This is a genomic window from Burkholderia mycopellens (assembly GCF_964265025.1).
In the GTDB taxonomy this organism is placed as follows: Bacteria; Pseudomonadota; Gammaproteobacteria; order Burkholderiales; family Burkholderiaceae; genus Burkholderia.
Map to the genome: position 1 here is coordinate 2,404,780 of NZ_OZ183803.1, position 25,627 is coordinate 2,430,406.

Consider the following 25,627-nt stretch of genomic DNA (forward strand, 5'->3'; position numbering starts at 1 on the left):
GAGGGCCGCGGCGTCTTGCGCCGCAGACGCCGAAGTGTAATCGATGCGCGTGCCGCGCCCTTGCGCTGCCGCACTGGGGAAGGCCCGCAAAAGAAGGGCCCAAAAGCCAAATACTAACCGTATCGACGCTGCAACGCGGCATTCATCAGACGTTGCGGCGCCCCCGGCACTGCTGATAGAATCTTTGCACGTCTTTTCGGCGTCCTTTCAACCGTTCACTTCAGGGGAGGTGCAGATGTTCCGAATGCCAGCAACCTTCCCGAACGTGGTCCCACGGCGCAGCTGATCCAGCCCGCCGTCCGCGCCGGCTCCCGAGTTTTCCGCTAACCCGTCAGCCGCGCCGTTTCCCGACAGCCCGTTTCGTTTCGCCGCACGGTTTCCGCGCGGCCCGGCTGTTGCGTTTTCGATGTTCTCCGAACCGGAAAGTCCCGTCGCGCGATGCGCCGGGCAACGAACAATGACCAGAAAAACCTCCCATCTGGGCGGCCAGGCATTCCAGGCCGTCTTCGGCTTCACCTTCCGTTACTGGCGCAAGCAGCCGGCCCGCACCGCCACGGTCGCGAGCCTTGCACTGCTCGCCGCGCTCGCCGACGTGCTCACGCCGCTGTTCGCCGGTCGCCTCGTCGACGCGCTGTCGACCGGCCTGACCGACCGCGCCGCCGCCTGGCATGCGGCTCTCGTCGCGTTCGGCACGCTCGCCGCGCTCGGTCTCGGCGCGACGGTGCTGCGGCAAGGCGTCTACCTGAACATCATCACGCTCACCCTGAAGATGATGAGCGAGATCGCGGCCGCGTCGTTCCATCGCGTGCAGCGCTTCTCGACCGACTGGCACGCGAACAGCTTCGCGGGCTCGACCGTGCGCAAGATCACGCGCGGGATCTGGGCGCTCGACCTGCTGAACGACACCGTGCTGATCGCGCTGCTTCCGTCGGTCACGATGCTCGTCGGCGCCACCGTGCTGCTCGGCACGCACTGGCCCGTGATGGGGCTCGTCGTCGGCGCGGGTTCGCTGCTGTACATCACGGTGACGGTGGCGGTGTCGCTCGGCATCGTCGCGCCGGCCGCGCGGCTCGGCAACCTGTGGGATACGCGCATGGGCGGCGCGCTCGCCGATGCCGTGAGCTGCAACGCGGTCGTCAAGGCGTTCGGCGCGGAGACGCGCGAGGAAGCGCGGCTCGCGCGCGTGATCGGCAAGTGGCGGCAACGCACGCGCCGCACGTGGGTGCGCGGCACGTTCAACGGCGGGTTGCAGGGCGCGATGCTCGTTGCGATGCAGGCCGCGATGATCGGCGTCGCGCTGCGGCTGTGGGTGAACGATGAGGCGAGCGTCGGCGACATCGCGTTCGCGCTGACGATGTTCTTCATGCTGCAGGGCTACCTGCGCGACGTCGGCATGCACATCCGCAACCTGCAACGCTCGGTGAACGACATGGAAGAACTCGTCGCGCTCGAGCGCCAGCCGCTCGGCATCGACGATCGTCCCGGCGCGCCGGCGATCCGGATCGGGCAAGGCGAGATCCGCTTCGAGCACGTGACGTTCCGCTACGACAACCATCCGGTGCCGCTGTACGACGATTTCTCGATGCGGATCGCGCCGGGCGAGCGCGTGGGCCTCGTCGGCCATTCGGGGTCGGGCAAGACGTCGTTCATCAAGCTGATCCAGCGCCTGTACGACGTGTCGGGCGGCCGCATCACGATCGACGGCCAGGACATCGCGCGGGTGCGGCAGGATTCGCTGCGCAGCCAGATCGCGATCGTCCAGCAGGAGCCCGTGCTGTTCCACCGCACGCTCGCGGAGAACATCGCGTATGCGCGCCCCGACGCGAGCCGGGCCGACATCGAGCGCGCCGCGCGGCTGGCCAGCGCGCACGACTTCATCGCCACGCTGCCGGACGGCTATGACACGCTCGTTGGCGAACGCGGGATCAAGCTGTCGGGCGGTGAACGCCAACGGGTCGCGATCGCACGCGCGTTCCTCGCCGATGCACCGATCCTGATCCTCGACGAAGCCACGTCGAGCCTCGACAGCGAAAGCGAGCTGCTGATCCAGCAGGCGATGGAGCGGCTGATGGTCGGCCGCACGACGCTCGTGGTCGCGCACCGGCTGTCGACCGTGCGTGCGCTCGACCGGCTGCTGGTGCTCGATCGCGGCAAGGTGATCGAGGAAGGCAGCCACGACGCGCTGATCCGGATTGACGGCGGCATCTACCGCCGGCTGTTCGAGCGGCAGGCGCTGGAACTCGCGAAGGGGCTCGCCGATTCGCCGCGACGCACGGCGGACGACGCCGCCGGGCCGCTCGGCGAGCCGGCCGAGGCGTGACGCAAGCGTGTCGCAATGCGTGCCGGCGGTACGGTCGTCGCCGCCCGGGCCATGTCGACGGCAATCGGTTCCGGATCGAGGCCGTGCCACGCGCACGGCCTTTTTTTGTCCCGAATTGGGCTGCCCACTGCGGCTGGTCACTCAGACGGGCTGACCGACCTTCGGATCGTGCGGGTGGGCTGGCTGCCTTGGCTCATGATCAACATCCCGCGGAACATCCGCGAACCCATCGCAAGCTTCACAAGTTCTTGAAATTGCTCAAACCGCCGTGTCCGACGAACGTCGATTCAGCGCAGCCTGTTCTGATCCAGTCACGTTGTTACCCTCAACGTTGAGATAGGCCGACCTCTTGACCCAAGCATCATGAGTCTTGATGCGGCTTCGGCGCGTGCAGCGCCTGACTCAATAAGCCCTCGATTCTCCACAGACGCGGCGAAACATGTAGGCCCGATGGCCTGAAGCAACCCACCCGTATGCATGTCGCGCTATCCCATCCCAAAGAGCGAATCGATGACGTTCTTGATCCACGTCCTGACGTCGCTCCAGGTGATTTTCTTCTGCCTGACAATTTTTCTCAGAAACAATACTGACCATGCGACGGCGAAGCCAATGGCGACACATATGCTTAAAAATGAAAATGTACTCATTAGAATGAAAGAGTCCCAATTTCCTTCAGGATTTCAAGTGGCTTTTCTTTGAACTCCCCTGCTTTCTTCTTTGCAAACTCCCAGGGAGAGGGTTCACGCTCGTCATCAAATTCCGTTCCATATGGCAAAACGCCCAAGAGATTCTTCCATCGTGCATCTGACAGTTTTTCATTGCCCGCCTCTTGGCATTGCTGTCGTGCGCGCTGCCACGCCGCCCCCGCACTCTTGAAATTCCAGAGTGCCCATGCTCCGGCGCCGACTCCTGCCGGTGCTCCCAAACCAGTGGCATCCAGTCCGACGGATGCAGCCATTTTCACTGCGCCCGTACCGTACAGGCGGCCTGCATTCATCGCATTGACGCTACAAACCGCCGCTTTTGCCAAGTTCACCAACCCGAGTGGATCGACATACGCCGCGGGATTCCCATCAACGTAGGCATAGGCATTGAGGCCTCCGGCCAACTCGAGCGGATCCCTAGACAGATACCGCCCAATATCCGGTGCGTAATAGCGATAGCGGTTGTAGTGCAACCCGGTCTCTTCATCAACCTGCTGCCCCTGGAACCGCAACGAGTTCCTCGGTTCGATCCCCGCCGCCCTCGACGCCCGCGAGATCACGTCCGGCGCTTCGCCCCACGCCTTGTACGACGTCTCCCATACGATGTCACCCGCCTCATCCGTCAGCAGCTGCGGCGTACCGATCTGGTCGCAGTAGTAATGGAACATCTTCGCGTCCGCTCGACGCTCCGGCACCTTCTGCAGCGGATCGTCCTCCGGCACATACCGGTCGGTACTCTTCCACACCGGTGTCGCGATTCCCTGCACCGGCTCCGCTACATACTGTGCCAGCGGTATGAACGTCCCCGGCTCGTAGATATAGTGCGTACCACGCTCGCCATCGCTCTCGTAAGCGAGAGCATCGCCGTCCCACCCGAACACCGTCCGCTCGCCGTTCACCTCCTTCGCGATGCGACGACCGAACGCGTCATAGAAATACCGCGCCTGACTCTGCCGCGACGTCTCCACGACACGCGCCTCCAGCAAGCGATTGAACTCGTCCCATTCGTATTTCTGCTCACCGGCCGACGTACGCTTGCGGATCAAATTCCCCCGCGGGTCGTACTCGAAGTGCATCCCTGCATACGCTTTCAGCAGGTTGCCAAGCACCTTTGGCACTTCCGCCGGCAAAGTGCTCGAAGGTCTCACGGGACTGGACGGGGACACTGGCGCCGCTTGTGGGGGCAACAGATCAATGATGTTGCTCGCTGGATCGAATGCAAAGTATTCCTTTGCAACCGGGCTGATCGCCTCGATCAATCGCCCGATCGGATCGTATCGATAATCAATCCCACCCTTACGACTATCCTCGATACTCGACAATTGCCCGACCGCATCGTAACGATATCGTCGCGCCGTCATCGGCACGGTGGACGTCACCCGCTGGAGCGTCTGCTGCAATACCCGTCCCGCCGGGTCGTACATCGTGCGCTTCTCGACTTTGCCCGGCAGCATCCGAACTGTCTCCCGGTGTAGATCGTCACGTTCGATCTGTGCGCGCGCCTCGCCGTCCAGCAGCATCCCGTGCACGTGCCCAGAACCGTACATCAGCCAATCGACCACATGCCCGTCTGGACGCACGGTCCGCCGCCGATGGCCCAACTCATCATATTCGTGATGCCAGATGTAACTGCGCGGCTCGCCGAACACACTATAGGCATGGTGTTCCCGGACGAGATTACCGACCGGATCAAAATAGAACTGGATACGACTAGACCGATTGACAGCCTCAATCAGCCGCCCGCTCGGGTCGTACGCAAAACGCTCCTCACTCTCGCCTGCTGCACGCTTGGTCAAGCGGCCGCTTGCATCGACCTCGACCGACTTCATGCATCCCGCCTCGTTCACCGCAATGAGTCTGCCGCTTCCCGGATCGTACTCGTAACGCGTCGACTTTCCGTCGAAACCGATCTCCTCGATCAACCGCCCCGCCAGATCGTAATGGAACTGATACGTCGCGAGGTTCGCATCCGTCAACGCGGTCAGCCGGCCAAGAGGGTCATAACGATACGCAAGCGATTGTCCCAGCGCATCCACGCGGCTCGCGATCCGGCCGAATGCATCATAGCCGTACCGTGTCGACCTGCCAAACTGATCGGTACGCCGCAACAACCGGCCCTCCGCGTCGTAATGCACGTGCTCGACGCCTGCCGGGGAACGAATCTCGGCGAGTTGTCCGTTCGAACCGTAGCCGTAGGCAACGACCGCACCAGCGGCATCCTTTGCCTCGATCAAGCGGCCGATGTCGTCATAGCGCCATTCCGTCTTCTTGCCAGAGCAGTCCGTATAGCTCGTCGGCTGCCCGGCATCGTTGTATTCGAGTGCCTTCGATCCGCCCTTCGCATCGATGACTTGCGTGGGCCACCCTTTGTCGTTGAAGCTGTACTTCGTCGCATGCCCAAGGGGATCGAGTTCCTCGACGACGTTGCCTGCATCATCGTACTTGCGATGCCACGAATGCCCGTTCGGATCGACAAGACGAACCGGCTGGCCCTTGCCGTCGTATTCCGTCTCGACGACGCTGCCGTCAGAACGCTCGCGCCGCGTGAGGTTGCCGCGCGCATCATATTCCATCCGCTCGATGGTGCCGTCCTGGCGGATATGCAGAACCAGATTGTGATGCTCGTCGCGCCTGTACCACTCCTCGTTGCCGTCCGGATAGACGATTCGATACACGTAGCCGTGAGTGCTGTAGTAGTACCGCGTCATTTGCCCGAGCGTGTTGGTTACGTAGGTCAGGCGGATATTCGGATTCCATGCAAGACGGATATCGACGCTGCCGTCATCGGCATATTCGCGTATGCATTTCGCGTTTGCGTTGTCGTCAGCGTTCGCGCCATCCCATTCGAGAGTCATCCCGCGCCCGGTGCGATCCGTGTAGCGAGTGACAAGGTGCCGATAGTACTGGTAAGTCCGCGCGTTGCCATGGTGGTCGACCGAGCGCACCAAATCGCCGTCAACATCGAATTCGTAACGTGCAAGCGTCCGACGTGCGCCGCCTTCGAGTAGCTGTTCGATCTGCACGATCCGGCCATGTCGATCGTGCTCGAATGCGAGCACGTTGCCGCTTGCATCGATCAGCCGTGTGAGGCGATCGAGCGAATTGTAATCGAGCGTGATCGTGTTGCCCGATCGGTCCTTTTGCGCAGCGAGGCGAAACGCGTCACCGCGGCGCTCATACACATGTAGCGTATCGTGGCCATATGAAATAGTCACCCAAGTATCGTCGAGGCGCGATAGCGTCAGGTTCTCCGACAGATCGTCATACACGTCCCCAACGGCAAGCGCACGATACCCGACGCTGCGCCCTTCCGAGTCGCGATAGAACCACTGGTCGCCCTCGATATCGATCCGGGTCGTGTACGGCACAATCCAGCGCGCGCCCAGTTCGCCATTGTCGTAGGCGGACAACCGCGACCGATACGTGCGCGCCCAAACGACCGGCAATGCGCCCGGCAGGTCAAAGTCGGCGTGAGAGAACCGTTCGTCGCCAAACGCGAAATCGATCGATGCCGGCGACTCACCTTGCCCGCAGGCCTTGCAGTCACTCTTGCCTGGCCCCTCCACGGACGCCTGTACTGAGGTCGTCTCCAGCCCTTCCTGCTCTCGAGTCTTCTCCGCCTTGCTTCCTCCACCCGATTGCAGCGCCACACTCTGCGCATGCACCTTCCCGCTTTCCCGCGCCCGCGTAACGGCCTCGCTCAACTGCTCGATGAGCCACATCATTTTGCCTTCCTCGCTACCGGATAGCGACCGAATCGACGATGCGACCTTCGGCGCTTCCGTCAGCAGGAACACGACTGCGCTTCGATACGACTCCAGCCATGCATCCGGCGCGAGTTTCGGAGAAGTGCCAGTCACGTTGTTTCCGACGGGCTTGCCAAGCGCCTTGCAGCCCTCCCACGCGAAGGCGATCCCGTCGCCGACCTGGCTCGTGCTGTACCACGGCCGCTCGTCGCCCATCTTCTTCGGACGCTGTTCCGCGCGCTTCACGCTATCGCTGCTGCCGGAGAGCTGGCCGTGCAACGCCTTGTCCATACCCGTCGCGATCGCGACCATCAGATCTTCCGCCTGCGACGCGCACCCATCGAGCAGTTCGACTAGACCGGCCTTCAGCTTGTTGAGAAAATCCTCGATCTCGGTCGCGCAGGTCGCATTGATATGTGTGACGAGCACTGAAATGATCCCCGCACCGAGATTGCTGCGCGCAATCGGCATCTGATTGCGCACCAGCGCGAGCAACGGGCGTGCCGACATCCGGAACGGCGCGAGCGTTGGCGGCAACGGAATGGTGCCGATCAGGTCGATCGCAAGGCTCATGTGGTCGAGCGTCTGGCCTCCACGCCTCTGGACAAGCTCGGCGATATCCTCGAGCGCGTCGGTTGTCGCGATGATGTTGCCGAGGATCGGCACCGCGCCGGCAAATGTCTTCACGTCCTCAAACGTGATGTGGTTGCCGCTGACCTTGCGCAACCACGCATCGAAGCGGTTACCGACCGCGGCGACATCCTTCGGAGAAACATCGCTGAGCCAGGTAACGGCCTGTTCCTTCTCGGCGCCCGGCGGAAATTGTTGTGCCATGTCGTTCTTCGTTCAATTCGTTCTTTTCAAGACGGCTGACAAGCCACCGCCCTCTCAGGATTTCAGCGGTCCGCCAAACCCGCTCGTCGGCAGCTTCATGCCGGTGGCACCTGTAACTGACGCTACCGTCGCGGCACCCTTGCCTGCGATCCCGGCGACACCTGGCAACGCACCCTGCAGTGCGCCGGACGCCGCGCTGGCAACCGGCGCTGCCAATGCCGAGAGCCCACCTTGCCGTGCCGCCTGCACCATCCCTGCCACCTGCCTCGCGGCGCTGCCCAGGCTCGACGCCGTCTGCAGTGCAGAGACTGCACCTGCCCCACCCAGCACGCCCGCCGCAGCCGGCAACGCAGAACTCGCCAACCCGCCCAGCGCTGCACCTGCACCGCCGCCGCTCACGAGCCCCATGGCTGCCGTCGCAGCAGCAGGGGCCATCCCTTGCAACTGGCTGGCAAGCTGCCCCGTTGCCGCTGCCTGAGCCGCTTCCGGCGACGGTTCGACCGGCTCCGCCGGCCACTTCGCTTCCTTGAAATAATTCGCCGGCTGATCCGACTCGCGCGGATCCTTCCCGAACTCGACGCGCACCGCGCCCGGCGGCAGCCCGCTCACGACCGTGTAGCCGCTGTTGTCGAGCGCACCCTTCTTCAGCACCGAACCGTTCACGTCCTTCACCGTGAACAGCCCGCCCTTCACCGCCTCGCCGTTCACGTACTTGTGAAACAACTCCAACTGCCCCGGCTGATCCGGCCGCGGGCTCGGCAGCGGATACCCCATGCTTGCCGGCCCCGCGAACGTATGCGATGCACCTTTGATATCGATCTTCCCGGGTGCATGAACCTCGACGTTGCCATCCTTGATCCGGATATAGGCGCCACCGCTCGTCAGCAGAATCCCCTGGTCGGCCGCGATCTCGATCCGGTCCGTCGCCGACACCACCTTCACCGCCTTCTGCGCGGTCACCTCGATGTTGTCCGACTGCGCCTGGATCTCTACCTTGCCCTTGCCCGCGAACAGCTTCATCCCCGCGTTCTGCGCGAACAGGCTCAGCTTCTGCCCGATGCTCCCGATCAGCGACTTGCCCGCCGCAACGTGCACGCTCTGCCCGCTCGCCACGTTCACGTGATCGTTCGCGACCACATGCACGGACTGCTGCGTCGTCATCCCGATCCCCGACGGGCTGCCGAACAGCATCACCGGCTCCTTGAACGCGTTCGCGTTACCCGTGCCGCCGCCTGCCGTGCGCCCGCCGGACGCGCTGCCCGATGCGCTGTCCTGCGTCGCATCCGTGAACGCGCGCATCGTGTCCTGCGCGTCTTTCAGGCTTTCCGCCTGATGCTGCTCGCTCACGCCCGACATCGCCTCGACGAGGCTTTCGCCCGTCACGAGCTGCTGCTGCGCTTCCTTCACGTCGAGCGGCTGGCTGTTCGCCGCCTTCGGATGCGTCGTCACGTACAGGCCCTGGCTTGCCCGCACCGCGCCGTACGCATCCGAGCGCAGGTCGAAGCCGCTGCCGAGATACGACCCGCGCGAGTTGCCGCTCTGGTCGATGATGTAGCCCAGATGCAGCAGGCTGTTCGCGCTGCTGCTCATCAGCTGCACGCGGTTCTGGCCGGTCGCATCGTCCATCACGAGCTGGTTATAGCCGCTGCCCGAATATTCTTTCGACCGATAGCCCGACAGGATCCCGTCGGTATGCCACTGCGGCTGGTTCGCGCCGTTGTACACGCGCCCGACCGCGAGCGGCCGGTCGCAGTCGCCGCCGACGTAGTCGATCAGCACTTCCTCACCGATGCGTGGCACGTGCACGCCGCCGTAGCCACCGCCCGTATCCGACTGCACGACGCGCACCCAGCACGACGCGTTCTCGTTGCCCGGATTCAACCGGTCCCACACGAACTGCACGCGGATCCGGTTCAGTTCGTCCGTATAGACTTCCTCGCCCTGCGGCCCGACGACGATCGCCGTCTCGAGATGCATCTCCGGCTTGGGATGCTCGAACGGGCTGCGATACGGCACGCTCACGCGTTGCGCTTCGACTTCGACGAGATAGAAGCCGGCCGATCCGTCGTCGTGCTGCACGCGAAACGCGGGATCGGTACCGTAGTTGTCCTGTGCCTGCGTCAGCGCTTCGCGCAGGCTGTACGGAAAGTCTGCGCTGTCGCTTGCAACAGGCAGATTGTTCTCGATCCACCACGCCACCTCGATCGCGACGAATTCGCGCTGGTCGGCGGGATCACGATCGTGCTCGGGATGATCGGCCAGCGTGAAGCGCCGGCCGGCGTCGATCGCGCGCACCCCGCCTGCGGCATGGAAACGCTTCGCCCGCGACTCCCACTCCTCCATCTTGACCTTCGTCAGATGGTCGCCGCGTGTCTGATCGAGATACGTGTAAGCGCCCGTGTACTCGTAGACTTCGAGTCGATCCGGCAACTCGCCCTGGCCGCCCATCGTCGGCAGCGACGTGCCTTTCGGGTTCGACGGCTGCGAAGGATTCTTGTAGTCGAACGTGCGCGTCGTACGTGTCACGCTCTGCAGCGTGCGCGTACCCGACCATTGCGTAAACGCGTCGGGTTCACTGGCCGCGTCGCCGCGATAAAAACGTACGGTTTCCGGCGACAGCGACGCGAGCGCCTGCAGGTTGTCGGTGATCACGAGCGTGTGCGACTTGCCGTCGTCGGCCTGCTGCCATGCGCAGTAGAGCCCCTCGTTCTCCATCAGCCGATGCACGAAATGCCAGTCGGTGTCGTGCTGGCGCGTGTACGACCGGTTCGGCAGCGGCTTCGACAGCGCGAAGCGGAAATGCCCCTGCGCCTGCGGATGCTGGTTCAGCACGTCGCTGATGATCTGGTCGACAGTCGTATCGTTCCAGAGCCGCTGATCGCGACGAAACTTCAGGAAGTGGGTGAAATCGGCGAACGCGAGCTGATAGGTCGTGAGCCCGCCGTCGGCGCCCAGCCGGCGCGCGGTATGCACGTAGCCATTGATCGGCCGGTAGCCGAGATCGCCCTGCTGGATCCACAACGTGACGGGCTGCGCGATCAGCTTTTTTAGTTCCACATCGCTGTCGGTCGACAGTACGTCGAGCGTGAACTCGTATGCACGCCCGATACGAGAGCGACCGACTGCCCGTTGAACGGTCAGGACGTTGGCCCCCAATGGCGTATCGAGCTTCAGCAACCGGTCCTGCTGAAGCAATCCGCCGCGCAACGCGGCGATTGTGTTCTGCATGTTCATGAACGGCCTTTTTTCTTTTTGACACGCCCTCGGATGGCGCGAGAATTTAATTTAGCTTTCGTGATTTTACAGATAAATTACAAAATGAATCGGGAAAATGACCTGATTTAAAAGGTTCATCGCGGATTACCGGGGAACGCGGCGGCGCCGAACCGCGCGCCGCCGCGTGTCCGCCGCCGGGATCACTTATCATGTCGGCCAGGCAATTCGCGATGAAAGGCAGACCATGTTTACAGGCATTGTTCAGGGTGTTGGCACCATCAACGCCATCAAGGATCACGGCGAGCTGAGGACGTTCAGCATCGAATTCCCCGAGCGGTTCACCGACGATATCGAGATCGGCGCCAGCGTGTCGGTCGACGGCGTCTGCCTGACGGTGACGACCATCCACTCGCCGCAGCTGATCGACTTCGACGTGATGCTGCCGAGCCTGCGGATCACCACGCTGGCCGATCTCACGACGGGCGCGCACATCAACGTGGAGCGTGCCGCGAAGGACGGCGCGGAGATCGGCGGTCATCCGTTGTCCGGCCACGTGGATTTCACCGGGACCATCCGGCACATCGCAATGTCCGAACACAACCGGATGGTGCGCATCGGCGTGCCGGAGGCGTTCAAGCGGTATGTGTTCGCGAAGGGCTATATCGCGATCAACGGTTGCAGCCTGACGGTGTCCGACGTCAACCGCGACGAGGGCTGGTTCGATGTCTGGCTGATTCCCGAAACGCGACGCGCGACGACTTTCGATGCGAAGGGCGTCAACGACACGGTCAACATCGAGATCGAGCGCAGCACGCAGGTGGTCGTCGACACGATCCGGGAATCGGTCAAGGAAACGCTCGGCGAACTGAACGGCGTCGTCACCGCATTGCTGGCGGAAAAAGGCATCGACATCGAGGAACTGCTGGCGCGGCATGTCGCGCGGCTGCCGAAGCAGTAACGGATACCGGCGCGCTAGGTGATCCGCTGGATCACCGCGTACCGGCTGCCGTCAAAAAACACCTCGACCCACGGCTCCGATTCCTCGAAGGTCCAGAGGACAAGATCAAGGTCGATCGGCTCGTCGTCGTCGGGCCAGGGCATGTTCCACCCGCCCGCGACGGCGACCACCCCGCCCGTGTAGAGCGGGCATTGCGCCATCCACGCGCGCGCGTAGTCGTGCGCCGCGACGCCCTTGAAGTTGCTGTTGAATCCCCAGTCGCGTTGCCAGCCATGCGCGTCGAGATACGCTTCGATCGCGGCGGAACCGAAGCGGAACACAGCGTCGATCGGCGGAAGCGACGTTGCTTCGGATCGGTACAGCGGGTGTTCGGACTGGGCCGGCCGCGCGGCGGTTTCCACGCGGCCTGATATCCCGTCCTCGTCGAGATACACGTTCAGCCATGTGCCGCCGCGCTCGACGGAAAGGCACAACGCGCCTGCCTCGACGCCATGCCAGTAGCCGGTGACGGGTTCGCCGTCTTGCGCGAAGCGGTATTGATGGCATGGCCTGGCAAGGCGCCGCGCTTCGATCAGAAAGTCTTCCAGCGTCATGGGATGTTCTCCCGGCTTCCGTCGCCTTGGGTACCGCGTGGATGCGTCGAACGATCGCCCGCTACCGGATACGGACCGCGTTCACTCGACGGCATCGACGCCACGATAAAGCGTTCAATGTCGGCCGCCACGTGTTCGGGCGGTCGGTCGCTCGCAAACCGTTTGCAGTTCAGGCGCATGAACGCGGGGAACCGATCGCGGATCTTGCGCATCTCGTCGGCTTCATTCGCATTCAGATACGGCCGGGACATTTGCCGGCCCACGACCAGTTTCGCGCAGCGTTCGAGATCGAACGACGGCAACAGGAGCGCGGTGAATCCGTCCTCCTCGATGCCGCGGCGAAGCGCCGGATAGGCCGGCGCGACATCGGCCGGATACAGCATGAAACCGGACGAAATCGCGCAGATCGTGGGTGCCGACAAGTCGTGCTTGAGGCGCTCGTACAGCCGGACGTTGTACGACGCGTACTCGGCATAGCCGCGGCGCCGGATGAAATCGGCGATGTTCCCATGCGCGGCCAGAAAGCATTGATCCACGTCGACGAACCGCCAGTTCAGACGTGCCGCGACAATCGCCCCGACTGTGGTCTTGCCGGCACCGCCCGGCCCGATCAGATGTACCAGCAACAACACGCCCCCCTTCGACATCGCATGCATCGCGTTCCCGGAGGCGCCGCGACGAATCCGGCTTCCGCGCCCGCCTCACTCCGCTTCCGCCTGCGCGCCCTTCCCCACCGCCACGCGCTGCGCGCGATAAATGCCCGCGTGCCCCGAGAACAGATACGCGACGACACACGCGACGATCGCATACACGCCGATATCCGCGCCGAACAGTTCGATCGCCATGATCGTCGACGCGATCGGCGTATTGGCCGCGCCGGCGAACACCGCGACGAAGCCGAGCCCCGCCAGCACGGGCACCGGCAGCGCCAGCACCTGGCCGAGTGCGTTGCCGAGCGTCGCGCCGATGTAGAACAGCGGCGTCACTTCACCGCCCTTGAACCCCGACGCGAGGGTGACGACGGTGAACGCGAACTTGCCCGCGAAATCGTAGAGCGCCAGCGGGCCATGAAACGCGGCCTCGATCGTCGGGATGCCGAGGCCGAGATATTGCGGCACGTTCCACGCGGTGGCGGCCGCGGCAACCAGCAGGCCGCCGAGCACCGGCTGCAGCGGCGCATAGCGGACGACGCGCCTGAACCACGCGGTCAGCGCATGCGTCGCAAACGCGAACAGCCGCCCGACCACGCCGAACGCCATGCCCGCGACGACCGTCACGGCCAGCCCCGTCGCCGACACGGCCGGCACGAACGGAATCGCATAGGCGGTGTGATGCACGCCCCACGCGCGACATACGGCGTCCGCGACGATCGCCGAGGCGACGCAGGTCAGCAGCGCGTCGTACCGCACGCGCCCGATCGCGAGCACTTCGAGCCCGAACACGGCGCCCGCAAGCGGCGTGCCGAACACCGATGCGAAACCGGCCGCGATGCCCCCCATCAGCAGCACGCGGCGATGGTCGCGATCGAGACGAAACACGTGCGTGACGCGATCAGCGAGCGCGCCGCCCATCTGCACGGCGGTGCCCTCGCGGCCGGCCGAGCCGCCGAACAGGTGCGTGACGACGGTCGCGACGAGCACGAGCGGCGCCATCCGCTTCGGCACGAGCGCCTTCGGGTCGTGAATCTCGTCGATCAGCAGGTTGTTGCCGCGCGCGACGGACTGGCCGAAGCGATGGTAGATCCAGCCGGTCGCAAAACCGGCGGCCGGCAGCCCCCACAGCAGCCACGGGTGCGCCACGCGCGTGCCGGTCGCCCAGTCGAGCGCGATCAGGAACAGGGCGGAAGCCGTGCCGGCCAGCGTGCCAAGCAGGGCCGAGAGCGCGAGCCAGCGGCACACGTAGCGCACGGTCGCGAGAAGATCGGCAGAAGTCGAGAAAAACATGATTTCCAGATTCGACGGAACATCAAAACCTGGGCGGCAGAATACCGCATGGACGGCCTGCGACCTCCTGACGACCCAGGAACACGCAGGCATCATCAGCCGGGCTAACCGGCGGTTGAGGGCCGCACCGTGCGCAACGCGCCGAGTACGACCGCAGGGAGGCATGCCATCTCCGCTGGCCGCCATTGTACGCGACGCCCCGCGCCGCCCGCAATGCGGCCGCCGGCGCCCCGGAACGACGCGGCATCGCGACGCCGGTCGGGCGCCGTCAGTCGCGCAGCGGCCGCGTGATGCGCGAGATCAGCTGAGGCGCGATCCGCTCGAGCGGCAGGATCGCCGACGCCGCGTTGATCGCCGCGGCCGCCTTCGGCATCCCGTAGACGGCGCTGGTCGCCTCGTCCTGCGCGATCGTGTAGCAGCCCTTCGCGCGCATCGCCTTCAGGCCGAGCGCGCCGTCGCGCCCCATGCCCGTCAGCAGCACACCGAACGCTTCGCCCTGCCAGCCATCCGCGACGCTGTTGAAGAACACGTCGATCGACGGCCGGTACGGCGTCTCGACCGGATGCCGCGTATAGCCGAGCACCCCGCGCGGCGACAGGTACAGGTGATCGTTGGTCGCCGCGAGCAGCACCTCGCCGGCCTGCGGCACGCTGCCCTGCCGCGCGACGCGCACCGGCAACCGCGTATACCCGTCGAGCCACTCGGCCATCCCGAGCGCGAACGCCTGGTCAACGTGCTGGACGATCACGATTGCCGCCGGAAAGTCGGCCGGCAGCGCACGCAGCAACGCGGTCAGCGCGGTCGGCCCGCCCGCCGACGCGCCGATCGCGACGAGCGTCGGCTGGCCACGCTCCGGCGCCGGCCCCGGCGGCACGAGCGCCGCGGTCCGGCTTTCGAGCAGGCGGCCGATCTGGTCTATCTTCGCGAGCAGCGCCTGCGGCGATGCATCGGCCGACAGCCCGAGCGCGAGCGTCGGCGTGTCGACCGCATCGAGCGCGCCGGCGCCCATCGCTTCGTAGACCGACGACGTGTTCGCGCTGACGCTCGCCGTCACGATCAGGATCGCGCACGGCGAGCGCGCCATGATCCGGCGTGTCGCGGCCACGCCGTCGACCTTCGGCATCACGAGATCCATCAACACGAGATCGGGCGGATGCGCGACGCAGAAATCCACCGCCTCGTCGCCATCGGTTGCGACCCACAGCACGCGATGGTCCGTGCGCAGCGCGAGCACGCGGCGCAGCGCCTCCACGGCGAGCGGCAAGTCGTTGACGATGCCGATGTTCATCCGCGCGCGTCCCCGATCAGGTCGTGGACGGCGTCGAGCAACGCCTCGTCGTGGAAGCTGCTCTTCGCGAGGTAGTAGTCGGCGCCCGCATCGAGCCCGCGACGGCGATCCTCGTCGCGATCCTTGTACGACACGATCATCACCGGCAAGCGCTTGAGCATCGGATCGCTCTTGATCAACGTGACGAGCTCGATGCCGTCCATGCGCGGCATGTCGACGTCCGTGACGACCAGATCGAACCCTTCGCCGCGCACCGCGTTCCAGCCTTCCATCCCGTCGACCGCCACCGTCACGTCGTAGCCGCGCTTTTCCAGCAGCTTGCGTTCGAGTTCGCGCACCGTCAGCGAATCGTCGACGACGAGCACGCGGCGGCGCCGGTCGGCGAGCGCGAGCTGCGGATCACGCGTGAGCCGCGCGAGCTGCCCACCGCGCACGAGCTTGTCGACCGAGCGGATCAGGTCCTCGACGTCGACGATCAGCACCGGGTCGCCGTTCTCGAGCAGCGCGCCGGCCGCGATGTTCTGGATCTTGTGCAGGCGGCTGTCGAGCGGCTGCACGACGAGCATCCGCTCGCCGAGGAAGCGGTCGACCGCGACGCCGTACAACTCGGGCTCCCCGCCGACCACCACGACGGCCGTGCTCGTGCGCGCGACGTCGGGCTCGCCCGCATCGAGCAACTGGTGCGCAGCGACGAGGCCCGCGCGCCGGCCGTCGAACGGGAAATGCGGCTGCCCTTCGAGCACGTCGATATCGTCGTGTGCGAGTTCGAGCGTGCGGCGCACGTGCGCGAGCGGGAACGCATACGGTTCGCCGCCCACTTCGACGAGCAGGCTGCGGATCACCGACAGCGTGAGCGGCAACTGCAGCACGAAGCGCATGCCCGCGCCCGGTTCGTTGAAGATCCGCACCGCACCGCGCACGCCGCGCACCATCTCCTGCACCGCGTCGAGGCCGACGCCGCGGCCCGACACGTCGGTCACCGCATCGCGCATCGAGAAACCCGGCAGCAGCAGGAATTCGAGCAACTCCGGATCGGACAGCCGCGCGGCCGTCTCGTCGTCGGTCAAGCGCTGGCGCACGACGGCCGCGCGCAGCGCGTCCATGTCGACGCCCGGGCCGTCGTCGATCACGCTGACGAGCAGCGAGCCGGCGCTGTGACGCGCCTCCAGCGTCACGCTCGCCTCGGCCGGCTTGCCGCGCGCACGCCGTGCGTCCGGCGAATCGACGCCGTGATCGATCGCGTTGCGCAGCAGGTGGCCGAGCGGCGCGTCGAGCAGATCGAGGATGTCGCGGTCGACCTGCGTGCCCTCGCCGACGATCGAGAAACGCACCTGCTTGCCGAGCGAGCGCGCAAGATCGCGGACGATGCGCGGGTACGCGCGCGTCGCGTCGCCGAACGGCCGCATCCGGCACTGCAGCGCTTCGTCGTAAAGCTGCTCGGCGATATGCGTGCTGCGCCGCTCGAAGCGGTCGAATTCGTCCATGCGCTCGGCGAGCGAACGCTGCAGGTCGTTGAGCATGTGCCGCACTTCGTTCATCGACGCGAGCATGCCCGCGTCGAGATCGTCGGCGAATTGTTCGTATATCAAATCGAGCGACCGGGCCGCGTCGCGCTGGGCACGCTTCACGCGCAGCATCGACTCGGCAAACGGCTTGAGCCAGCGCGATTCGACCAGCGACTCGCCCGACAGGCTCAGCAGCCGGTTCAGCGTATCCGCACGCACGCGGCGCATCGCGCCGGCGCCGGCCACGCGGCCGGCCTGGGCCGGATCGGGCACCGGGGCCGACACGGCAAGCGGCGGCACCGCGGCGCTGGCCCCGACGGGCTCGTTCGCGGCGCCGTCGTGCTCGCGATACGGCACGACCGACGGTGGAACCGGCGGCGGGACGGCGGACGGCGCCTGCATCGTCTGCACGCCATCGGCGCCGGTCAGCGCCGCCGCGAACACGTCGATCTCCGTCTGCGTCACGGGTTGCCCCTGCGGATCGCCGACGCGCACCAGCAGATCGACGCCCGCCAGCAGCACGTCGACGTGCGTGGCCGTCAGTGCGATCGTGCCGGCCTGCGCGGCGACGAAGCACTCTTCCATCCGCCCCGCGATCTCGACGCCGAGCGGCACGCCGACGATGCGCGCGGCGCCCTTCAGCGAATGCGCGGCGCGCATGCATGCCTCGAGCGCGACGGAATCGGGTTCGCCCGATTCGAGCGCGAGCAGCCGCTCCGACAGCGCCTGGGTCTGCGTGCGCGTCTCCTCGCGATACAGTTCGAGCAGCGACAGGTGGCTCAGATCGTCATCGCCGCTCATCGCATGCTCCGTGTGACTGCGTCGAACAGGCGGTCGTCATCGAGCAGGCCCACCGACTTGCCGCGCCACGACAGCACGCCGCGCGACAGGCCGGCGCTCGCGCGCCCGACCGTCGCCGGGACGGGCACCCAGTCGGAGGCGCCGAAGCGCAGCACGCCCTCGACTTCGTCGACCGGAAACACGACCGGCTCGCCCTGGTGTGCAGCCACCAGCAAGCGCGTGAAGCGGCCATCGTCACCGCCGCTGCCGCCCTTGCCGGCGCCGAGGCCGAGCAGCGCGCCGATCGAGATCGCGATGCGCAGCGTGCCGCGGATGTTGACCACGCCGCGCACGGCCGAATTGCGGCGATGCGGCAGCGAATGGATCGGCCGCGTGCCGGCGATCTCGCGCAGCACGCCGATCGGCAGTGCGAGCCATTCGTCGGCCACGCGGAATGCCAGCGCCGCGTGATGCGTATCGGCATCGGCGTCGTGCACGTGCGGCGCGCCGGGTGCGCTCATCCGGCGCGTGGTGTCGGCCATCTCGGCCCCGTCGAGCGGACGCTCGAGCAGCTTCGCCGCGTGATATGCGTACACCGGGCAGTTCAGGCAGCGCAGGCAGTCGTTCAGCCGCTCGCAGGTGCGGTCGCCACGCGTGCCGATCCGGTTCCAGCAATCGTCGACGCCGATCGTCGTCTCGTCAATGGCAGCGGCGGCGCGGTTCATGAATTCCTCTGGTCATCGCGGTGTCGGTCCCCAACCCGTAGTCTTGTCAGCCGGCCGAGCGCCGTGCGCGCTCGAGCAGCCATTGCGCGCCCGCGCGATCGCCGCCGACGTCGAGCAGCGTCGCAAGATGGGTCAGCGCTTCGTGGTGCGTGGGCCGCAGGTACAGCGCCTTCCGGTAGAAGTCGCCGGCTTCCGCGGCGCGTCCGCGCGCATCCGCGATCAGCCCGTTCAGGTAGAACGCATCGGCATGCGGCCCGACGCGCGCCGAGAACTGCGCGAGCACGCGCTCGGCCTCGTCGAACGCGCCGGCATTCGCCAGCGCCTGCGCATCTTCCAGCGTCGGTGCGGCGCTTTCGGCAGCCGGGGCGAGCGACGCGGCCGGTTCGGCCGCCGTCACCGGCCGGTCGCCCCGTGCGTCGAACGCGGCCGCGCGCACGGCCGGCGGCGCCGCGACCGGCTGACGCGTGTCGCCGAGCCAGGCCGGCGGTGCGACCGCCAGCACCGAGCGGGTCGCCGCGAGCGGTGCCACCGTGAAGCGCTCCGCGCGCCGATACGGCGCTGCCGCTGAGAACGGCGCCGCCGGCCGGGCCGCGAATACGTCCGGCGCCGCGCCCGCGGTCTCGCGATGAAACGCGAAGGCCAGCGGCACGCGCGCCGAGCGCATCCCGTGCCGCATCGCGACACCCGTCTCGGCCGGCCCGACGAACAGCACGCCGTCGTCGACCAGGCGCGCGTCGAGCGAGCGGATCACGCGATCCTGCGCGTCGCGATCGAAGTAGATCAGCACGTTGCGGCAGAACACGAAATCGTAGCGAATGCCCGTGTCCACGGCCGGTTCGACGAGGTTCGCCTGACTGAACTGCACGCACGCGCGCACGCGCTCGTCGAGCAGCCAGCCGTCGCGGGTCGGCGTGAAGTGCCGCGCGCGAAACTCCGTCGCGGTGCCGCGGAACGCGTTGCGCCCGTAGCGGCCGAGCCGAGCCTGCTCGATCGCGCGCGCGCTGAGGTCGATCGCGTCGATCGTGAAGCTGGCCGGGTCGAGCCCCGCGTCGAGCAGCGCCATCGCCGCAGAATACGGCTCCTCGCCCGTCGAACACGGTGCGCTCAGCACGCGGATCACCCGGCCGGGCAGCGCGGCGAGCCGTTCGGCCGCAAGCCGCGCAAGCGTCGCGAAGGCCTCGCGGTCGCGGAAAAACCAGGTCTCGGGCACGACGAACAGCTCGATCAGCGCACGCCGTTCGTCGGCCGACGCGTTGAGCTGCTGCCAGTAGGCGTCGAGCGCGTCCTGCGTCACGGGCGGCCGCGCCGCCGACGGCAGGCGCTCGCCGTCCGCCTGCAGCGCGTGCACGCGTTCCGTCAGCGCGCGGGTCAGGAAATCGTTGCCGAGCGAATCGGGGTCGATGCCGGTCTCGCGCAGCAGCCAGCCGCGAAATCGCGATTCGGACTCTTTCATGCGGACTCTCCCCCATGGCCCGGCAGGCCGTCGAACAGATACAGGTGCGCGATGTCGTCGATCAGGTCGGATACCGATACCTGCTGCACGACGCCATCGGGCGTATTCGCGACAGGCCCGAGCCAGCGCGTGCGCGCGGTCGAGATGCCGCTCGGCCGAAACGCCGCGCGGTCGATCCGCATCGTCTGCGTCGCACGCTCGACGATCAGCCCGATCGTACGCTCGCCGTTCGCTTCGTCCGTGCGATAGCGGACCATCACGAGCCGCGTCGAGCGCAACGCATGCGCGCGGCGCCCGAGCGCCAGCATCGGCACGTCGATCACCGGCACCGGCTGGCCGCCGCGCATCAGCAGCCCGGCGATCCATTCGGGGGCGCCGGGCACGGCCTTCGTGACCGCAAGCGGCAGCACCTCGTCGATGCCGGCCGCGTCGAGCGCATAGCGTTCGCCGTCGAGCGCGAATATCAGGAACAGCGCGTGGGCGCCGTGCTGCGTATCGGCGCGCGTCACGCGTCGACCTTGAAGCGCGACACGCTGGTGCGCAACTGGTTCGCGACGAGCGTCAGGTCGTCGATCGCCTGCGACGACTGACGCAGCGACTCGGCCGTCTGCTGCGCGGCTTCCGACAGCTGCGACAGCGCCTGCGTGATTTGCTCGGCGCCGTTCGCCTGCGTCTGCATGCCTTCGTTGACCATCTGGAAACGCGGCGCGAGCGTCTGCACCTCGGCGATGATCTGCGACAGCTGCCCGCCGACCTGCTGCACGTCGAGCATTCCGCGGCGCACTTCCTCGGAGAACTTGTCCATCCCCATCACGCCCGCCGACACCGCCGACTGGATCTCCTTCACCGTCTGCTCGATGTCGTAGGTCGCCACCGCCGTCTGGTCGGCGAGCCGGCGGATCTCGGTCGCGACGACCGCGAAGCCGCGGCCGTACTCGCCGGCCTTCTCGGCCTCGATCGCCGCATTCAGCGACAGCAGGTTGGTCTGGTCGGCCACCTTGGTGATCGTCGCGACCACCTGGTTGATGTTCAGCGCCTTCTCGTTGAGGATCGCGAGCTTCGCGTTCACCGAACCGGCCGCGTCCATCACGCTGCGCATCGTCTCGCCCATCCGCGTGAGCCCGCTCTGGCTCACGCCCGCGAGCGTCGCCGACTGCTCGGCCACGCCGGCCACTTCGTTCATCGTGCGCAACAGGTCGCGCGACGTCGCGAAGATCTCGCGCGAGGTCGCGCCGATCTCGGTCGTCGTCGCCGCGGTTTCGTTCGCGGTTGCCTGCTGTTCGCGCGACGTCGCGGCGATCTCGGCGACCGACGTCGTCACCTGCAGCGACGACTGCTGCGCGCGCGAGACGAGTTCGGTCAGCTCGTCGGCCATCCGGTTGAAGCCCGTCTCGAGCGTGCCGAATTCGTCGCGGCGGCGCAGGTCGAGGCGGCGCGTCAGGTTGCCGGTGCGCATCACGTCATGCACTTCGACGAGCCGCGCCATCGGCACGGTGACCGAACGGAACAGCAAATAGCCGAGCGCGATCGCGGACAGCAGCATCACCGCCAGTGCGGTCGCGAGCACGACCTCGGTGTCCTGCACGGAATCGCGGATCAGCTTCGCGGACTGGTCGGCGAACTTGCGGTTCTCCTGCACCAGCGTATTGGCATTGCGCACGACCTCGACCCACACGGGCTGCACCTTCGCGTAGGCGGCAACGGCCTCGTCGTGCGATACGCGGTGTTTCTGCACGGCTTCGTTCAGCAGCGGCTGGTAGCGGTCGTAGGCGCTGCGAAAGGTCGCGAAACGCTGACGGTCGTCGTCGCGGAACGTCGTGTTCTGGTAATCGACCGACAGCGACTCGACCTCCTTCAGCGCGTCGGCGATTTTCGCGAGATCGCGCTGTACGGCTTCGGGGTCGGTGTCGACGAACGTTGCCTGCTGCAGCAGCGCGAACGATTCGTTGACCGAGCCGCGCAGCGACGCCGCGAGGTAGACGCCGGGCAGCGAGTCGCGCTCGATGCTGACGGCTTCGCTGTTGATCGCGCGCAGTCGCTCGTAGGAGACGCCGGCCGTCACCAGCATCAGCACGAACAGCACGCCGAAGCTGAGCAGGATGCGATTGCCGAGCGTCAGCCGGGCAGCGCCGATCGTCGGATGCAGGCTTTCATTGGTCGCGCGGGGCGTCACGGTGGCCATGTTCGTTATGGGCTTTCTAAAATCAGCGTTGAAAAAATCCGCGCCCGCCTGCGCGCCGGACGGCGCGCCACGAGCGCATCGGGGTCTGCGGGCAGCGCGGCGCCGGCAGGCCGCGCCGCGAAATCACCGCTCCGCTTGCGCCGGCAGCCGAAGCGCGACCATGAAGCCGCGCGCCGTATTGCGCATCAGGATCTGGCCGCGATGCCGCGCCGCCGTCGCGCGGACGAACGCGAGCCCGAGGCCGAAGCCGCCGCGCGCCGCGCCATGCGCGGATTCGAGTTGCACGAACGACTCGGTCGCGGCCGTGCGCTGCTCCGGCGCGATCCCGGCGCCGGTATCCTCGACACCGATCAGCCATGCACCGTCCTCGCTGCTCAGCGTGCAGTACACGTCCGTGCCGGCCGGGCCGTACTTCAGCCCGTTGTCGATCAGGTTCGCGACCGCGCGCGTCAGCATCATGCGATCGCCCATCGTCACGCATTCGGTATCGGGCACGTGCGCGGCGACCCGGCTGCCAAGCCCGGCCGCCTTCTCCCACAGCTGGTCGACGGCATCGAGCACGATCTCGTTGAGACTCACCACCTCGTGCGCGCGGCGCTCGGACTGCGCGCGGGTCAGGTGGATGAAGCCGTCGGCAAGCGCGAGCGCGCGCCGCGCATGGCCGGCAATGCGCTCCATGATCGCGGGCATCTCGCCGTGCTCGTTCCGGTAGACGTCGAGCAGCGCGAGGATCGACGTCTGCGGCGAACGCATGTCGTGCGACAGGAAATCGAGCGCCTCGTCGCGCTGCCGGGACATCAGGTAAGAATTCGAGTGATAGCGGATGCGGGCGGCCAGTTCCATCGCATCGGGGAGCTTCACCAGGTAGTCGTTCGCGCCGGCGATGAATGCCTCGCGCTTGACGATCGGCTCCTCCTTCGCGGACAGCACGATGATCGGCACGCGAGCGGTGGCGGCGTCCGCGCGCCACGCGCGGACCAGATCGAGGCCGTCGATCTCCGGCATCACGAGATCCTGCAGGATGACCGTCGGCTTCACGTCGCGCGCGACCGCCATCGCCCGGTGCGCGTCGGTGCACACGTGCAGGTCGATGTCATGTTCGCTGCGCAGCGCGCGGCGGATCACCTCACCGACGAACGGTTGATCGTCGACGAGAAGGACCGATAACCCCGATTCAAGACAATCCGAGGCATTATCACCGCTCGATTCTTTCATGAATACAGTTTCAAACGCCGATTCTCCAATCGATTCTTTCATAGGAGTTGCTTATCAGACTTGGACGCTATCTTATTTTGGCGGTTGAAAAACCCGCCTGATTTTGCCGACTTGGCCTGTCGGCACTGCCTTGCAGGGCTCCGGACGCCGATTTCTCCCCGTTAGCGGCCGCATTACCTCCGCATCCTTTCTCTCAATAAACATAACCGGCTGATTCTAAATGAAATTAGAACACAGCATCTATCTCCTTCCGGTTTAGTTTTGCCAAATATGCAGAAAGAGACGGAAAGAGTTAAATCAGATCATTTCCGGATTCGAAAGACGATAACGTTTGCGAGACCGGTGCGATAAGGTTTGCATGCGCCGCAAGGCTGCTTGCCCGCCACATTTGAGGGCCGGATGAAAATCCCCCAAATCGACGGGCACGCGAAAAAAAGCGCGCCGGGCAGCGATCGGCCCGGACGCGCTTCGAGCCGGCTGGCGCCGGCCGCTCGATGGCGGTATGACACAGGCGTGCGGCCTTACCCGCGCGCGTGCTGCGCGGACACTTCCTGCAGGTCGAGGTCGCGTTCGAGTGCGTGCAGCATCTCGTCGTGGATGTGGCCCGAACGGTGCAGGCGCAACAGTTCCGCACGCCCGGCCTTGATCGCGGCCAGCACGACGTCGTAGTGTGCGGCGCGCACTTCCGCCGGATACGCGGGCTCGTTCTTCGCCCGCTCGGTCAATTCCGCGCGGTATGTGTACTGCTCGAGCAGGCGCGGATGGATCACGACCCCGTTCTCGTCGCGCACGAGCGGCTGGATCGCCGCGAGCTGCGCCGCCTCGACGTACGCCCACGTCTGCGGCTCGGTCAGGTGGTGGGCCGCGCGTTCTTCGCGCTGCGGCAGGCGCAACAGCCGGATCAGCGGCCCGATCGTCGTGCCCTGCAGCAGCACGGTGACGAGGATCACCGCGAACGACGCGACCAGGATCACGTCGCGGCCGGGCATCGCCTCGGGCAGCGACAACGCGATCGCCAGCGTGACGACGCCGCGCATCCCGGCCCAGCTCATGATCGTCGCGGCCTTCCAGTCGGGCGCTTCACCACGCCGCGCGATCCCGCGCACCGGCCACTTCAGCGCCTCGACCGCGTAGATCCACACGAAGCGCGACACGATCACCGCCGCCAGCACCGCGAGCATCGGCGGCACCATCGTGGCGAGCACCTGCTCGAAGCCGCCGAGCCGGTGGATCGCGCCGCGCAGCGACAGCCCGATCAGCACGAACACCATCGCTTCGAGCAGGAACACGATGACCTGCCAGAACGCGGTGCCGCGTGTGCGCACGGCCGCCGAGAACACCTCGTGCTGATGCCAGCCGATGATCATGCCGGCCGTGACGGTGGCGATCACGCCGGACACTTCGGCCATTTCCCCCGCGATGTACGCGATCCAGCCGGCGATCACCGCAACGGTGATCACGAGATAGTCGTCGTCGAGCAGCTTCAGGAACCACACGACGAGCTTGCCGACCGCAAAGCCGATCGCCACGCCACCGAGCCCCAGCTCCGCGAAGCGCACGACCGCGTGCTCGAGGCTGAACGCGCCGGTCAGCGCGGCAGCGACCGCGAAGCGGAACAGCACGAGGCCGGCCGCATCGTTCAACAGGCTCTCGCCCTCGAGCAGCACCATCAACCGGCGCGGCAGCGCGACACGCTCGAGCACGGCCTTCGCTGCGACGGCGTCGGGCGGCGACACGATCGCGCCGAGCGCGAAGCACGCGGCCCACGGCAGCGACGGCGCCACCCAGTGCACGGCGAATCCGACCGCGAACGTCGTGAACACGACCGCGCCGATCGCGAGCAGCAGGATGCCGCCGACGTTGCGCTTGAACTCCTCCCACACCGAGAAGTACGCGCCGTCCATCAGCAGCGGCGGCAGGAACACCAGCAGCACCAGTTCGGGGTCGAGATCGATCGGCGGCAGGCCGGGAATGAACGCGATGCCGATGCCGCCGATCAGCAGCGCGGCCGCGGGCGGCAGCCGCAGCCGCTTGGCGATGCATTCGAGCGCGACGATCGCGAGGAATGACAACAAAACCAGCTTGAATGCCGAGACGGGAGACATGAATCGACCTCGTGAAGAATGAATTCGCGCTTTCCGGCGTCGTACCCCGGTCGGCAGTTT

At 66.1% G+C, this 25,627-nt stretch carries 15 protein-coding genes and 1 riboswitch; of the genes, 2 read left to right on the forward strand and 13 right to left on the reverse strand.

Features of this window, described 5'->3' with window-relative positions; genetic code table 11:
• Positions 1 to 457: 457 nt before the first annotated feature.
• Positions 458 to 2,320 carry an ABC transporter ATP-binding protein gene (locus ACPTTC_RS29035; protein ID WP_423394932.1) on the forward strand — a complete coding sequence of 621 codons (1,863 nt, stop codon included), beginning with the start codon at positions 458 to 460 and terminating at the stop codon, positions 2,318 to 2,320.
• A 646-nt stretch (positions 2,321 to 2,966) separates the two neighbouring features.
• On the opposite strand, the gene ACPTTC_RS29040 is transcribed toward ACPTTC_RS29035, so the two are convergent.
• Entirely contained in the window at positions 2,967 to 7,604 is a 4,638-nt protein-coding gene (locus ACPTTC_RS29040; RefSeq protein ID WP_423394933.1) for an RHS repeat-associated core domain-containing protein, read from the reverse strand.
• Between the two features lie 54 nt (positions 7,605 to 7,658).
• Positions 7,659 to 10,838 carry a type VI secretion system Vgr family protein gene (locus ACPTTC_RS29045; protein ID WP_423394934.1) on the reverse strand — a complete coding sequence of 1,060 codons (3,180 nt, stop codon included), beginning with the start codon at positions 10,836 to 10,838 and terminating at the stop codon, positions 7,659 to 7,661.
• Positions 10,839 to 11,064: 226 nt separating this feature from the next.
• On the opposite strand from ACPTTC_RS29045, the gene ACPTTC_RS29050 reads away from it, so the two are divergent.
• Complete coding sequence (locus ACPTTC_RS29050) at positions 11,065 to 11,778, forward strand: riboflavin synthase subunit alpha (RefSeq protein WP_423394935.1); 714 nt, start codon at positions 11,065 to 11,067, stop codon at positions 11,776 to 11,778.
• A 14-nt stretch (positions 11,779 to 11,792) separates the two neighbouring features.
• Here ACPTTC_RS29050 and ACPTTC_RS29055 read toward each other — a convergent pair whose 3' ends face one another.
• From ACPTTC_RS29055 to ACPTTC_RS29105, 11 genes are all read right to left on the reverse strand, one after another.
• Positions 11,793 to 12,371, reverse strand: a complete 579-nt coding sequence (locus ACPTTC_RS29055) for a hypothetical protein (RefSeq protein ID WP_423394936.1) — start codon at positions 12,369 to 12,371, stop codon at positions 11,793 to 11,795.
• Entirely contained in the window at positions 12,368 to 13,027 is a 660-nt protein-coding gene (locus tag ACPTTC_RS29060; RefSeq protein WP_423394937.1) for a shikimate kinase, read from the reverse strand. Before ACPTTC_RS29060 ends, ACPTTC_RS29055 begins: the two co-directional genes overlap by 4 nt.
• A 45-nt stretch (positions 13,028 to 13,072) precedes the next feature.
• Positions 13,073 to 14,314: a voltage-gated chloride channel family protein gene (locus ACPTTC_RS29065; protein WP_423394938.1), complete on the reverse strand. Its 1,242-nt coding sequence runs from the start codon at positions 14,312 to 14,314 to the stop codon at positions 13,073 to 13,075.
• A gap of 79 nt (positions 14,315 to 14,393) precedes the next feature.
• Positions 14,394 to 14,497, reverse strand: a riboswitch (Fluoride riboswitch).
• Between the two features lie 85 nt (positions 14,498 to 14,582).
• Complete coding sequence (locus tag ACPTTC_RS29070) at positions 14,583 to 15,602, reverse strand: chemotaxis response regulator protein-glutamate methylesterase (protein WP_423394939.1); 1,020 nt, start codon at positions 15,600 to 15,602, stop codon at positions 14,583 to 14,585.
• On the reverse strand, positions 15,599 to 17,908 hold the full coding sequence (locus ACPTTC_RS29075; protein WP_423394940.1) for a hybrid sensor histidine kinase/response regulator: 2,310 nt from the start codon (positions 17,906 to 17,908) through the stop codon (positions 15,599 to 15,601). Before ACPTTC_RS29075 ends, ACPTTC_RS29070 begins: the two co-directional genes overlap by 4 nt.
• Positions 17,905 to 18,612 carry a chemotaxis protein CheW gene (locus ACPTTC_RS29080; protein ID WP_175965871.1) on the reverse strand — a complete coding sequence of 236 codons (708 nt, stop codon included), beginning with the start codon at positions 18,610 to 18,612 and terminating at the stop codon, positions 17,905 to 17,907. Before ACPTTC_RS29080 ends, ACPTTC_RS29075 begins: the two co-directional genes overlap by 4 nt.
• Before the next feature lie 46 nt (positions 18,613 to 18,658).
• Positions 18,659 to 20,065, reverse strand: coding sequence for a CheR family methyltransferase (locus ACPTTC_RS29085; protein ID WP_423394941.1), 1,407 nt, complete (start codon positions 20,063 to 20,065; stop codon positions 18,659 to 18,661).
• Positions 20,062 to 20,574, reverse strand: a complete 513-nt coding sequence (locus tag ACPTTC_RS29090; protein WP_226195135.1) for a chemotaxis protein CheW — start codon at positions 20,572 to 20,574, stop codon at positions 20,062 to 20,064. Before ACPTTC_RS29090 ends, ACPTTC_RS29085 begins: the two co-directional genes overlap by 4 nt.
• Complete coding sequence (locus tag ACPTTC_RS29095; RefSeq protein WP_423394942.1) at positions 20,571 to 22,247, reverse strand: methyl-accepting chemotaxis protein; 1,677 nt, start codon at positions 22,245 to 22,247, stop codon at positions 20,571 to 20,573. The genes ACPTTC_RS29090 and ACPTTC_RS29095 overlap by 4 nt, the downstream gene beginning before the upstream one ends.
• Positions 22,248 to 22,370: 123 nt before the next feature.
• Entirely contained in the window at positions 22,371 to 23,504 is a 1,134-nt protein-coding gene (locus ACPTTC_RS29100) for a hybrid sensor histidine kinase/response regulator (RefSeq protein ID WP_423394943.1), read from the reverse strand.
• Positions 23,505 to 23,983: 479 nt separating this feature from the next.
• Positions 23,984 to 25,567 (reverse strand): Na+/H+ antiporter, encoded by a 1,584-nt coding sequence (locus ACPTTC_RS29105; protein WP_423394944.1) that lies wholly within the window; start codon positions 25,565 to 25,567, stop codon positions 23,984 to 23,986.
• Between the last annotated feature and the right edge of the window lie 60 nt (positions 25,568 to 25,627).

Coding starts and splice junctions, on each gene's coding strand:
- ACPTTC_RS29035 (WP_423394932.1), top strand. CDS start 458: ATGACCAGAAAAACCTCCCATCTGGGCGGCCAGGCATTCCAGGCCGTC.
- ACPTTC_RS29040 (WP_423394933.1), bottom strand. CDS start 7,604: ATGGCACAACAATTTCCGCCGGGCGCCGAGAAGGAACAGGCCGTTACC.
- ACPTTC_RS29045 (WP_423394934.1), bottom strand. CDS start 10,838: ATGAACATGCAGAACACAATCGCCGCGTTGCGCGGCGGATTGCTTCAG.
- ACPTTC_RS29050 (WP_423394935.1), top strand. CDS start 11,065: ATGTTTACAGGCATTGTTCAGGGTGTTGGCACCATCAACGCCATCAAG.
- ACPTTC_RS29055 (WP_423394936.1), bottom strand. CDS start 12,371: ATGACGCTGGAAGACTTTCTGATCGAAGCGCGGCGCCTTGCCAGGCCA.
- ACPTTC_RS29060 (WP_423394937.1), bottom strand. CDS start 13,027: ATGCATGCGATGTCGAAGGGGGGCGTGTTGTTGCTGGTACATCTGATC.
- ACPTTC_RS29065 (WP_423394938.1), bottom strand. CDS start 14,314: ATGTTTTTCTCGACTTCTGCCGATCTTCTCGCGACCGTGCGCTACGTG.
- ACPTTC_RS29070 (WP_423394939.1), bottom strand. CDS start 15,602: ATGAACATCGGCATCGTCAACGACTTGCCGCTCGCCGTGGAGGCGCTG.
- ACPTTC_RS29075 (WP_423394940.1), bottom strand. CDS start 17,908: ATGAGCGGCGATGACGATCTGAGCCACCTGTCGCTGCTCGAACTGTAT.
- ACPTTC_RS29080 (WP_175965871.1), bottom strand. CDS start 18,612: ATGAACCGCGCCGCCGCTGCCATTGACGAGACGACGATCGGCGTCGAC.
- ACPTTC_RS29085 (WP_423394941.1), bottom strand. CDS start 20,065: ATGAAAGAGTCCGAATCGCGATTTCGCGGCTGGCTGCTGCGCGAGACC.
- ACPTTC_RS29095 (WP_423394942.1), bottom strand. CDS start 22,247: ATGGCCACCGTGACGCCCCGCGCGACCAATGAAAGCCTGCATCCGACG.
- ACPTTC_RS29100 (WP_423394943.1), bottom strand. CDS start 23,504: ATGAAAGAATCGATTGGAGAATCGGCGTTTGAAACTGTATTCATGAAA.
- ACPTTC_RS29105 (WP_423394944.1), bottom strand. CDS start 25,567: ATGTCTCCCGTCTCGGCATTCAAGCTGGTTTTGTTGTCATTCCTCGCG.